Genomic DNA, 12,814 nt, shown 5'->3' on the forward strand with positions numbered 1-12,814 from the left:
TTCAAAGTTAGCAAAAGCGGATAGAACTTATTTTATAATCTTATTGCCCCAATTCCTGCATCCCACAGGGTTTTATTATAAGCAGGTATTGTCGTATCCTTTAATTGAATTCCCCTAGCTTTTAGACCCGTCCATTGCGCGTCTAACTCAGTCTTTCTGTCTATACTTGACTTATTCAATCTGGGAATACTGCTATTGGTCTGGTTGATCATGAACAGATATTCAGCCGTAAATTTATTAGGGAAGTTCTCCACATCATCATAAGCTTGGGATTTACGTTGCACCATTTCAGCATCCCAGGCCTTCATATCGGCCAGTAGTTTTTCACCGGCAGTTTTCACCGTTGGATCCGTTACTTTTTTTAAAATCGCTGTCAACTCTTTTTGAGCAGCATATAACTGATTGACCATATTGTGCATTACGGTCAATTCTGCTTCGGCAGCGGTCATAAATACATCGAACTCTTCGTACTGTCCAGGTTTTGTTTCATAGGTAGGCAATTCTTTTATAATACCCGTAGTAGTCACTTTTTGACCATCAACGTTTAATGTAAACGTGTAGCTACCAGGAGAAACCTTATGACCTGAAAACCCAGCTTCAATATAGACATCTGGTATACCTGGCATGATAGGATGTTTCATATCCCAAACAAAACGGTTTAAACCTTCATTTTTACTTAAAACCGGTGCCGGTGGAGCGCCACCACCATTATGAGGCGTGTAAGTAGGATCTTTTTCAGAACTAATGGTTCTGATTACATTACCTTTAGCATCTGTAATTTCTAAAGTTATAGCCGTACTATCTTTTAATTTTGGAAGCTCATAATACAATACCACCCCATTTGCAGGGTTGATACCTTCAAAAGGATCACTGCCCGTAAATTTTGAAGAATCACCATTTAAAGGACTGCCCCAAGAACCGTTATAGGCTTCTTTTGGCTTTAGCATCTGAAGTCCTTTTTTAGAAGGCTGATATTGGCCTAAGGCAATAATATCATCCAAAATCCAAAACGAGCGTCCAGAAGTAGCCACTACTAAATCTCCCTGATGAACTTTTAAATCGGTAATAGGGGTTTTTGGCAAATTCAATTGAAAAGGCTCCCAAGATTTACCTCCGTTCCATGATGCATACATTCCTTTTTCGGTACCTGCATATAACAGGTCTTTCTTAAACTCATCTTCACGAACTACGCGGGTAAATGCGCCGTACGGAATCCCTGAGTTTATTGCCGTCCATGTTTTGCCATAATCGGTTGTTTTATAAAATCCAGGCGTGTAGTCATTAAACTTATACCTTGTGGTAGCAATATAAGCCGTAGCAGGATCATGCGGAGAAACTTCAATCGCATTGATCAAACATTCCTTTAACCCTTTAGGGGTAACGTTCTCCCAAGTTTCGCCACCATTTTTGGTCAAATGCACCAATCCGTCATCACTTCCGGTCCATATGTATCCTTTTTCGTGTGGGGATTCCAAGATATATGCCAACGTACCATAATTTTCCGCACCAACAGCTTCATTGGTATACGGACCTCCACCATTTCCTTGTTTTGCATCGATATCACGCGTAAGGTCAGGAGATATTTCTTCCCAGGTTACACCCATATCCTTGGTACGCAAAACCAATTGTGCACCGTGATAATATGTACCAGGCTCATGTTTAGAACCAATTATAGGTGCGTTCCAATTATACAAGTACTTCATATTTCTAGCTTCCCTACCCAAATATTGAATGGGTGCCGCCATAATTTTGGTAGATGCCTTCGATTCCATATCCAATACTTCAATAGTACCTAGGTAACTACCGCCCAAAACATAACGGGGATTATCTGGATCAAAAGCTAAAAAAGCACTTTCGCCACCGGCAGTATATGTCCAATCTTGTTCCGTTATACTTCTTCTACCCATAGATGCACTTGCAATTTTGACCGCGGTATTATCTTGTTGACCGGCATAAATATTATACGGAAATAGATTGTCTACACTAATTCTATAAAATTGAGCTGTGGGCATATTATCTTGTGTAGACCAAGTTTTTGCATAATCGAAAGAAACGGCAGCCCCACCATCATTGGCAATCACCATATTCTTAGAATTATCTGGATTGATCCATAGGTTATGATAATCTCCATGAGTGCCAGAAAGCGTTTCCCATGTTTTTCCACCATCCTCAGAACGTAGCGCCGGTGCACTTAGAACATACACCGTATCTTCATCATTAGGGTCTATAAAAACCTCAATATAATACCAAGCGCGTTGTACTAAACGATTATCTCCACTGACCATACTCCAAGATTCTCCGGCATCATTTGAAACGAAAAGTCCGCCTTTATCCGCATTGGAATCACTTTCAATCAATGCATATACTTTGTTAGAGTTTGACGGACTAACGGCAATAGCCATTTTTCCTTTTTCCTCAGGTAATCCCTTATGTATTTTTTGCCAGGTTTCACCTGCATCGGTAGATTTATAAAGTCCACTACCGGGTCCGCCACTTACCATCATATTGGGCATACGTTGATGTTCCCACATAGCAGCGTACATAATTTCCGGATAATTGGCATCCATAGACAGTTCAGAAGCACCGGTCAAATTATTAACGAAAAGCGTGTTTTTCCACGTTTTTCCTCCATCTATAGATTTGTAGATTCCACGTTCGGCATTGCCTTCAAAAAGGACTCCTTGTGCGGCAACATAAACAATATCTGGATTTGTAGGATGAATGATAATTCGTGATATATGCTGGGTTTTTTCAAGTCCCATTTTCTTCCATGTTTTTCCGGCATCCGTAGATTTAAATACACCGTCGCCGTAAGATGTCATTACACCACGTGGCGCATGTTCACCCATACCAACATATACAATATTAGGGTTAGATGCCGATACCGAAACAGCACCAACGGAACCCATTTCAAAATATCCGTCAGAAATATTTTCCCACCGTTGCCCTGCAGATTCGGTTTTCCAAACTCCGCCACCTGTCGTACCCATATAGTACGTCATGGGGTCACCAATAACGCCCGTAGCAGTTACCGATCGCCCACCCCTGAACGGACCAATATTTCTAAATTTTAAAGGTTCAAAGTAATCATTGGCAGTTTGTGCAAAAGTTAAGGTGGTTGCCAGTAACGTGACAAAGCAGTATAGTTGTTTTTTCATGTGTGGTAGTTAGGTGGTTAATTCTGATATTCTAAATTGTCTGTTCTAGTGGTTTTTCTTAGAGTAAAGACTAAAGAAAAATTAGTATCAAGAACCATTGGGAACACAAAAGGTTTCTCGATACTAATTTTTTCATACTTCAAAAATTCACTCGAAATGACAGTTTTGAACCTTACTTACTGTCATCAATAAACAAATAGTTCAAGTTCAATTCATTAAACTCTTTGTTGAATTCTTTGAGTTCTGATGATATTACCTCGTTAAAAATCTGAAGTTCTTTATTGATTTTGGCCGTTAGTTCATTCTTTACGGCAATGTCTTGTTCAGTTGGTGGAAAGTCCCCTATAGAAACCAAGCTATTTAAATGTCCCAATTTGTTAGTGAGCTTGATAGGGAAGTTCAAAGGATCTTGTCTACTTCTATTTTTAGTCTGATACAGCGCCTTCTCTACCTCGCCAAGTTTCTCTTTCATCACTTTTGCCTTTTCGATCAAATCTTTGGTTCTAGCGTCATCTTTATACTGCTCCATAAATGAATTCAGTTGCTTGGTGACATCTCTAATCTTCTTTATAGATTGATGCGCATTCTCAATGGTAGTGTTGATATCGGTAATAAAATCGAATTGCTGTTGCATTTCTGCCACTGAACTTTCCGCTCTTGGGTCTGGCAAAATGGTAAACGTTTCGCTACTATTGCTGCCGTTTACGTTCAAATGAACTTTATAATCACCAGGCACTGCTTTTGCCCCGTCAAAACTAGCCCACCAGAAAATCATACCTTCCAATTTGGTAGCTCCTTTACCTCGCGTATCCCAAACAAAAGTGTTCCCGCCTTTTTTAACTTCAAGTTTTTTCGCTTCTACTCCGCTCAGCAACCCATCTTTCTTCAAATGATTTTTATATAGCGCCAAGGTATCACCTGCCATACTAGTATAGGTCAGCTGAACCGTATCTTTCTCTGAATAATTCTTAAGTAAAAAATGCGTAATTACACCGTTCTCTAAATTCTGACCTGATGTTTTGAAGGGCTTTTTAGCTGCCATACCCTTAGTTCTATAAGAATCCTTTGGCTTAAACAATACAGTACTTGCACTTTTCTTAGCTTCATCTAACTGATGTAAAACAGTAAGATCATCAATAATCCATAGACTTCTACCTTGTGTAGCTACTATGAGGTTATCATCTTTGATCGTTAAATCCGTAATTGGCACAATTGGCAAATTCATTTGAAAAGAAGACCAGCTAACCCCGTCGTTGAACGAAACATACATACCGGTTTCCGTACCGGCATATAACAAACCTTCCTTTTTAGGATCTTCACGAAGCACCCTTGTAAAATGTTCAGCAGGTATACCGTTCGTTATTTTTGACCATGTTTTACCATAGTCCGTTGTTTTATAGAGGTAGGGTTGAAAATCGCCCAGCTTATATCTCGTTGCCGCAACATAGCAGGTACCCTCATCAAAATTAGATGGCTCAATACTATTGATCATATTCCACTCTGGCATATTCGGCGGAGTAACATTTTCCCACGTTGCACCGGCATCTTTTGAAACGTGTATTAATCCATCATCACTACCTACCCAAAGCAAACCTTCTTTTAAAGGACTCTCGTTTGCCGTAAAAATGGTACAGTAATATTCAACACTGGTATTATCTTGAGTAATTGGACCGCCACTTGAACCTAATTTTGTAGGGTCATTTCTTGTAAGGTCACCACTTATAACTTCCCAGCTTTGACCTTCATTTTCAGTTACATGCACATAATTGGAAAAGGTATATAGTTTCTTAGGATTATGTCTACTGAACAGAATAGGGAAATTCCATTGAAAACGGTACTTCATTGCTTCTGCTCCGGCTCCCATAGGATTGTCCGGCCATACATTGACTCCTCTTACAGAACCCGTTTCATGATTAACACGAGTTAGAAATCCGTCATAACTACCACCGTAGACAATATCATCATTGGTTGGGTCTACGGCAATCCATGCAGACTCACCTCCTGCAGTTTCCTCCCAGTTGTTATCATCAATAGTACGACCATCACTTCTATGCTCTATTCGCAAGGTTGAATTATCTTGTTGTGCCACATAAATTCTATACGGGAAAGAATTGTCTGTAGTGACTCTATAAAATTGAGCTGTGGGCTGATTGTAGTAGGTGCTCCACGTTTCTCCGCCATCATAGGAAATTTGTGCACCACCATCATCACCAATGATCATACGTTGAGAATTTTCAGGAGAAATCCACAGATCATGGTGATCCCCATGCGGAGCATTGAAGGTATTAAACGTTTTACCACCATCGGTAGACTTATGGTAGTTTACATTCAGCACATAAACAACATCTTCATCCTGAGTATCGGCATACACTCTAGTGTAATACCATGCGCGCTGACGAATTTTACGTTCTTCATTTACAAGAGACCATGTTTTACCTCCATTTTCTGAACGATATAATCCACCTTTATCTTTGTTTTCAACAATTGCCCAAACTTTTTCCGAGTTTTTAGGCGAAACAGCTACTCCTATTATACCTAAAGTATCGGTAGGAAAACCATCATTCTTGGAAATCTCTGTCCAAGTCTCACCACTATCCATACTTTTCCAAAGTGCAGAACCATCGCCACCACTAATTAAACTGTAAGGCGTACGTTGTGCATGCCATGTAGATGCATATAATATCCTTGGGTTGTTAGGATCAAAAGTCAGATCTACCGCACCGGCCTGTTCGTTTACAAAAAGTACCTGTTTCCAATTTTTTCCACCATCGGTACTTTTATATATACCACGGTCTTTTGTTGGTTTATAAATATCACCAAGCACAGCAGCATAAACTGTATTATAATCTGTAGGGTGCACGCGAAGACGAGGTACGTGCCTGCTTTTTTCCAATCCGGCGGTAGCCCATGTTTTACCGCCATCCTCGGTTTTCCACACTCCGTAACCAGAAGATACATTACCTCTTAAGGTTTTTTCACCACCACCAACATAAATGACATTAGGGTCGCTTTTTGCAACTTCTACGGCACCAATACTTCCACCAAAATATCCATCGGAAATATTATCCCAAGTTCGGCCGCCATCCAGTGTTTTCCAAACTCCGCCACCAGCTGCGCCAAAGTAAAACAAATTGGGTTCCCCGGGTACTCCTGTTACCGCTGCAGAACGGCCACCACGAAACGGACCTATTAATCTATAATCTAAACTAGAATATAATTCTTCTGGGTAGGTCGGTACAGTACTTTGTGATTTGTTTCTTCTTTGAGATAGTACCGATAACGGCAATAGCAAACATGCCAGCAAGAGTATGCCAGCATTGGTAAGGTGCTTTTTCATTTTGATAGTTTGAAGTTAGTCTTCTCTAAAATTAAACAATTAGTTGAGTAAATGTTGATTTTAAGATTTTATTAGCATCTCTAGAACAGGATTATTATCAAAATGAAAATTTACTAGGCATTTACAAATTCAATCTTCAAAAAGAAGGGTAACTATTCCTATTTAAATAATTAAGTATTTCCAGAAAGTAAAAAAAATCAGTTCTATAACATTAACAATAAAATATGCGAACAATTAAAGTATTCTTATATTTAGAGCAACAAACTAACAATTATGAAATTTAAAACACTATTATTTTCGGCATCGTTAATTGCCATTCTATTCAACGGATTGACAATGAATACGGTTAATGCCCAAACCAATGATTTTCTTTACGGAGACCAATTACCAGATGCACCAGAGCTAAGTGCCAGAGGGGAATATAAGGTAGGTGTAAAGACGGTAAAACTTGTTAACCCCAACCAAGTAGATATTTTAAACTCAAAAGAAGGTAACGACCCAACGTATGACAGACCAATTACGATTGAAGTTTGGTATCCTGCCAATGTAGGCGACGATGCCAAAACCGTTGTATATGATGAAGTCATGGGGACTAGGGGAGATTCGTTAAGACCTTTAACTCCATTTACCTTTAAGGGACGGGCATATAGAGATGCCACACCAAAGACCGGGAATAAGTTTCCTTTGGTTGTTGTTTCTCACGGTTATGTTGGCTCTAGATACTTAATGACCTATTTAACCGAAAACCTTGCATCTAAAGGGTATATCGTTGCCGCCATAGATCATACCGATTCTACTTTCAAAGACGCCAATGCATTTCAAAGCACATTATTGAATAGACCAAAGGATATTCGTTTTGTAATCAATGAAATGGAGAAAATGGGTGCAAAAGGCTCTAAGAATAATTTAGAAGGTGTAGTAGATGCTGACAATACCGCAATTATAGGGTACTCTATGGGAGGCTACGGTGTATTAAATGTTGGCGGGGCCGGTTATAGCGCTGGTCTGTCACAATTCTTTACAGGAATGACCGGCGGCAGCACTGCAATCTCAGTACATACAGCCGGAAATGCTGCTTACGAAAAAATGACCGATGCCAGAATTAAGGCAATCGTAGCATTTGCACCATGGGGAATGGAACGTGGTGTTTGGGATGCCGAAGGATTAAAAGGATTAAAAACCCCTACTTTTTTTATTGCCGGCAGCCAAGATGATATCTCTGGTTATGAAAAGGGAATAAAAGCCATATACGAGGGCGCAGTAAATGCCGACCGTTATTTACTGACCTATATGAATGCAAGACATAATGTAGCCCCTAACCCACCTCCAGCGGAGGCTTTGGCACCAGGTCTACATATAGATGAATATTACAGATACGCAGAGCCATCTTGGGATCAGCGCAAAATGAATAATATCAACCAGCATTTTGTAACTGCCTTCATAGGTAAGCATTTAAAAAACAAAGACAACACCAAATTTTTGGACGTTCAGGAAGATTCCAACGAAAAAGACTGGACAGGTTTTAAACCTAGGTCATCTACCGGAATGGAGTTGTTACATGCACAACCTGCAAACTAACCTAATTTCTCAATTTAGCTGCTTTAGGAACTTCTTCCTTTAGCAGCTTCATATATGTATTTTGATTGGAAATCAACTCTTTCAGTTTCCATACCAATAGAAATATGGCAACCGCGATCAATTGTGATAAAATAAAAATCATATTCGTATTCTTTAGCGTTTCTAAAGCTACTTACGGAATATGTTTTGAAAGGTTTGATTTACCATTGAATTAAACCAAATTCTTATCAATTTCCTTATTCAAAAAATACCCTGTAACAATGGTTGCAAGTACATCTGCAATGGGGAAGGAGATCCAAACACCTAGTTCACCTAGAAAATTTGGTAGGATCAGTATTAACGGAATAAAGAAGAACCCTTGTCGGCATAAGGTCAATAATAGTGCCGGCACCGCTTTTCCTATGGCCTGAAAGTAAGCCGCACCAATAAGCTGTAAGGCAATAATGGGAGTAGCGGCAAATACCCATCGCATGGCAGAAGGGGTATGCTCCAAAACAAAAGTATTGGTTGCCAATTCCAATTCGCTCATATTAGGCTTATGGCTCAAAAAGAGTCCGGCTATTTCAGCAGGAAAAATCATGAGTCCGGCGAAAACGATTGTTGCCAATATTGCCGCATATTTTATAGCGGTGTATATAGATTCTTTTACCCTATCGTACTTTTCAGCACCATAATTAAACCCTGCAATGGGCAAAAAACCTTGTGTGACACCGAATACCGGAAAAAGGGCGAACATTAACATTCTACCGATTATAGCATATACCGCTACCATTGCCTCACCTCCCAAATCAAAAAGAATGTTATTCATCAATAGATAAATTACGCTCACTACAGCCTGTCGAGAAAGGGTCACCATCCCAAGTGAGCTTATTTCCTTGATTAGTGAAAACTTGATGCGTAAATATTTTGGACTCAGTTTTAATTCTGAATTATGGGATAGAAAAAAATAAACGATGTAAAGGAAACATAGCAAGTAACTTATGGTGGTGGCCCAAGCGGCTCCTACCATACCGTAATCCATCACGTTAATAAGCAAATAATCCAAAATCAAATTTCCAATTGACGGAATTATCATGGCGATCATGGCAAATTTGGGTTTGCCCTCCGATCGAATCACATTATTACCCATCATATTAAGACCTAAGAAAGGGACACCATACAGCACAATAACATAATAGATTTTAGCCAACTCAAAAATAGAGCCCTTACCACCAAATGCAGGGATTAGAGTATCAACAAAAGTAAGCCCTACGGCAACCATTGTTGTGGTAATCAAAATGGTAAATGAAATTTGATTACCAAAAGTGCGTAATGCCTTCTCTTTATCTTCGGCACCTAAGGCCCTTGAAATAATACTGGCACCGCCAATACCAATGGCCATACCTAAAGCACCTATAAAAAAAGAAATGGGTAAAACTACGTTTATAGCTGCAATAGCAATAGATCCTATCCAATTACCAACGAAGATAGAATCTACTAGAACATTGAGTGACATTACCAAAATACCGATACTGGCAGGCAATGCTTGTTTTATAAGCAAACTAGATATTGATTCCGTTCCTAATTGTTCTGCGGAAACGTTTGCCATTGCATTGAGTTTTAACTTTTAATTTTTCATTCCTTGAGAAATAATATAACTATACCACTATTGCTTGTTCCTTTACAATTGAATCTGCAATGAAATTCCATAAATTAATACGCTCTTTTAATGCAGTAACAGAACATTCCAATACCTCGTGCCATTTGGCTTCATTATCACCACACAATTCTTGGATCATTTTTAATGAAAGCGGACCGTGCTCATCCCCATCTAATTCTATATGTCTTTTTAGGTAGTATTGTAATTTAGGGTATGCATTAGCACCAGCCTGATCTACAATTTTCAAGAACATATCTGGTATTAAATCTTCCCTACCAAAAGTAAATGCAGCTGCAATTTTATGTGGTTCCTGCGTTTGTATCGTTTTAAAGGTAAATGACAAAAATGATTGTACGGCATCATTTAAATTGGCATTACTAATTGTTGCTAAAACCGTATCAAGCGAATCAATTTTACTTAGGAAATCGGTTACTTTACTAGTATCCGCACCTACTTCTACCATAGCATCCAAGTACATTTCATAGTGACTTTTTAATGCCCCCAATTCATTTACGTCTGTTTCTTCTTCTAAAACAATTTCATTAATAAACCGTGCGGTATTTGTATTCGTTACCGGTTTCCACGGTAACGTTGTACAGGTAAGATTAATTTGCAAAGCCTTTAAGAGCGACATAAAATCCCATACGGCATACACGTGGCTCTCCATAAATACTTTTATATCTTCAACGGACTTCAATTTCCCATAAAGGGCATGATTTCTTAATTGTTCTCTTAACGGTTCTAGTATTAATTCTATTTCTTCAATTTTCATAGCAGTGATTTTGTTAGAATTTAGAGGACACTAGGTACTTGGTACTACATCTAATTTATCAGTAGCTTGCCAATCGTTTACCCATTTGGCCATGACGCTCACCCAGGCATCATTATCGTTCATACAAGGTATATGCTTGTAATCTTCACCACCAGCTTCCATAAATTGTTCTTTACCCTCCATAGCAATTTCTTCCAAGGTTTCTAAACAATCGCTCACGAAAGCGGGAGTAATAACAGCTAATTTCTTCTTGCCTTCTTTTGCCAATCGCTCAAACTCATAATCTGTATACGGCTTTAGCCAAGGGTCACCTGCCAAACGAGATTGAAATGACGAACTTACTTGTTCTTCTTTTAGACCCAAATAGGCTTTTACCATTTCTGTAGTGTCATATACTTGATGTCTGTAACAGGTATTATGCGCTACAGAATTTACGTTACAACAAGTACCATCTATTTTGCAATGAAAACTGGTGGGATCGCTTTTACGAATATGACGTTCCGGTATACCATGGTATGAAAATAAAATATGATCATAATCAAAACCTTCTAACCCGTCTTTTATACTTTCTGAAAGTGCTTTGATAAATTCAGGATGCTTATAAAAAGCAGGTAACGTTGTAATCTTCATTCCAGGGAAAGAAGCTTTTTGCTCTTCTAACACCTTTACAACAACAGTTTCAAAACTAGACATTGCGTAATGTGGATATAAAGGCACCAACAGCACATCATCAACTCCTTTATCTTTCAACTCTTGCATAGCTTTATTGATAGACATGCTACCGTAACGCATACCCAAAGCAACCGGCATATTGGTCTGTGTCTTCAATTTATTGGTAAAACGCTCAGAAATTACCACTAGTGGAGAACCTTCTTCCCACCAAATTTTAGCATAGGCTTCTGCAGATTTTTTAGGTCTGGTCTGCAAAATAATTCCTCTTACCAAAATTGTTCTTAGCCACTTTGGCGCATCTATGACACGCTCATCCATTAAAAATTCATCTAAATAAGGCTTAACATCTTTTGGGGTAGGGCTATCAGGTGAACCCAAATTAACCAATAATACTCCTTTCATAGCGCATGTGTTTGTTATTCGATTGCAAAAATAACACTTGCAAATCGATGATATTTTAATTTTTGACAATAGTTTTTCTATACTCTTATAAAGCAATCTAATAACTGGTCAAATAATTTTTAGTGCTATTTAATTTTAGTAAGTTGTAATTCATCAAAAACTATAACACATTTTATAATGAATACTTTTTTTGATACCGTGCCAACAAAAGCACTTTACTTTTTTATAGCCTCTACTTTAGGTGTCTTAATTACCTATTGGGTCATTTCATTTATCATTAAAAAATTTGGTAAAGACCCTAAGTATTTAATACCGCACGGTACGTTTAAAAAGATAAGCAGCCCAATATTTTTAATTATAGTATCTATCTGGCTTAGATCACCTTCATTAAGAACATTATTACAATTAGAAGATTATACCTATTATTTTAAAAAGGCAAGTACTATTCTCTTTATTCTATCACTTACTTGGTTGTCACTAAATCTTTTAAAAATTATAAAAACCATTATAGTTAGTAATTATGATGTTAATGTCGAGAATAACTTAAGGGCTAGAAAAATATACACCCAGTTCAATATTCTTGAACGCATTTTTATTTTCATCATTATAATTTTTGCGGTTGGTGCAGTGCTCATGAGTTTTGAGAGTATTCGTGAATTGGGCGTCAGTATTTTTGCCTCTGCAGGTGTTGCCGGTATTATCATTGGGTTCTCTGCCCAAAAAATGATCGGTACTGTCCTAGCCGGTATTCAAATTGCCATAGCGCAACCTATTAAAATAGATGATGTGGTAATTGTAGAAGGTGAATGGGGGCGTATTGAGGAAATAACATTGACCTATGTGGTCGTAAAAATATGGGATAAACGAAGGTTGATCGTACCTACACCTTATTTTATTGAGAAACCGTTTCAAAACTGGACCAAAACCTCATCTGATATTTTAGGAACCGTTTTTCTTTATACCGATTATAATGTGCCATTTGATGCCCTCCGTAAAGAGCTGACCAGAATTTTGGAAGGCACAGAGCTTTGGGACAAAGAGGTCAATGTACTTCAAGTTACTGACAGCAAACAAAACAGTGTAGAGATAAGAGCGCTTATGAGCGCCAAAGATTCGCCCACCGCTTGGGATCTTCGTGTTCATGTACGTGAAAAGTTAATTACATTTTTACAGAAAAATTATCCGGAAAGTATAGCCAAGAACAGGGTTTTGTTGGAAAAATCCTCGGATGAAAATAACAATTCATAATTTAGCGT

8 protein-coding genes are annotated in these 12,814 nt (G+C 38.4%); 2 read left to right on the plus strand and 6 right to left on the minus strand.

All coding sequences use genetic code 11. The features are described 5' to 3' along the window. Positions 1 to 32 precede the first annotated feature (32 nt). Complete coding sequence (locus PXC01_RS00435) at positions 33 to 3,158, minus strand: glycosyl hydrolase (RefSeq protein ID WP_276470407.1); 3,126 nt, start codon at positions 3,156 to 3,158, stop codon at positions 33 to 35. A gap of 172 nt (positions 3,159 to 3,330) precedes the next feature. Beyond that, on the minus strand, positions 3,331 to 6,495 hold the full coding sequence (locus PXC01_RS00440; protein ID WP_276470408.1) for a WD40/YVTN/BNR-like repeat-containing protein: 3,165 nt from the start codon (positions 6,493 to 6,495) through the stop codon (positions 3,331 to 3,333). 273 nt (positions 6,496 to 6,768) lie between these two features. Here PXC01_RS00440 and PXC01_RS00445 point away from each other — a divergent pair, with 273 nt between their 5' ends. After that, entirely contained in the window at positions 6,769 to 8,073 is a 1,305-nt protein-coding gene (locus tag PXC01_RS00445) for an alpha/beta hydrolase family protein (protein ID WP_276470409.1), read from the plus strand. Position 8,074: 1 nt separating this feature from the next. Here PXC01_RS00445 and PXC01_RS00450 read toward each other — a convergent pair whose 3' ends face one another. The 4 genes from PXC01_RS00450 to hemH form a co-directional block, all read right to left on the minus strand. Continuing rightward, positions 8,075 to 8,215 carry a hypothetical protein gene (locus PXC01_RS00450; RefSeq protein WP_156894553.1) on the minus strand — a complete coding sequence of 47 codons (141 nt, stop codon included), beginning with the start codon at positions 8,213 to 8,215 and terminating at the stop codon, positions 8,075 to 8,077. Between the two features lie 69 nt (positions 8,216 to 8,284). Next, complete coding sequence (locus PXC01_RS00455) at positions 8,285 to 9,661, minus strand: MATE family efflux transporter (protein WP_276470410.1); 1,377 nt, start codon at positions 9,659 to 9,661, stop codon at positions 8,285 to 8,287. A gap of 49 nt (positions 9,662 to 9,710) precedes the next feature. Continuing rightward, positions 9,711 to 10,484, minus strand: a complete 774-nt coding sequence (locus PXC01_RS00460) for a DUF3050 domain-containing protein (protein ID WP_276470411.1) — start codon at positions 10,482 to 10,484, stop codon at positions 9,711 to 9,713. A gap of 30 nt (positions 10,485 to 10,514) precedes the next feature. Continuing rightward, positions 10,515 to 11,558 carry a ferrochelatase gene (gene hemH, locus PXC01_RS00465; protein ID WP_276470413.1) on the minus strand — a complete coding sequence of 348 codons (1,044 nt, stop codon included), beginning with the start codon at positions 11,556 to 11,558 and terminating at the stop codon, positions 10,515 to 10,517. 177 nt (positions 11,559 to 11,735) lie between these two features. Here hemH and PXC01_RS00470 point away from each other — a divergent pair, with 177 nt between their 5' ends. Beyond that, a complete protein-coding gene (locus tag PXC01_RS00470) occupies positions 11,736 to 12,806 on the plus strand; it encodes a mechanosensitive ion channel family protein (protein WP_276470414.1) in 1,071 nt (356 codons plus the stop codon). The last annotated feature ends 8 nt before the right edge of the window (positions 12,807 to 12,814 follow it).

This window comes from Maribacter huludaoensis (assembly GCF_029350945.1).
Classification (GTDB): domain Bacteria; phylum Bacteroidota; class Bacteroidia; order Flavobacteriales; family Flavobacteriaceae; genus Maribacter; species Maribacter huludaoensis.

What these genes read in the sequence shown, in the direction of transcription:
- PXC01_RS00435 (WP_276470407.1), bottom strand. Translation starts at nt 3,158, where the DNA reads ATGAAAAAACAACTATACTGCTTTGTCACGTTACTGGCAACCACCTTA.
- PXC01_RS00440 (WP_276470408.1), bottom strand. Translation starts at nt 6,495, where the DNA reads ATGAAAAAGCACCTTACCAATGCTGGCATACTCTTGCTGGCATGTTTG.
- PXC01_RS00445 (WP_276470409.1), top strand. Translation starts at nt 6,769, where the DNA reads ATGAAATTTAAAACACTATTATTTTCGGCATCGTTAATTGCCATTCTA.
- PXC01_RS00450 (WP_156894553.1), bottom strand. Translation starts at nt 8,215, where the DNA reads ATGATTTTTATTTTATCACAATTGATCGCGGTTGCCATATTTCTATTG.
- PXC01_RS00455 (WP_276470410.1), bottom strand. Translation starts at nt 9,661, where the DNA reads ATGGCAAACGTTTCCGCAGAACAATTAGGAACGGAATCAATATCTAGT.
- PXC01_RS00460 (WP_276470411.1), bottom strand. Translation starts at nt 10,484, where the DNA reads ATGAAAATTGAAGAAATAGAATTAATACTAGAACCGTTAAGAGAACAA.
- hemH (WP_276470413.1), bottom strand. Translation starts at nt 11,558, where the DNA reads ATGAAAGGAGTATTATTGGTTAATTTGGGTTCACCTGATAGCCCTACC.
- PXC01_RS00470 (WP_276470414.1), top strand. Translation starts at nt 11,736, where the DNA reads ATGAATACTTTTTTTGATACCGTGCCAACAAAAGCACTTTACTTTTTT.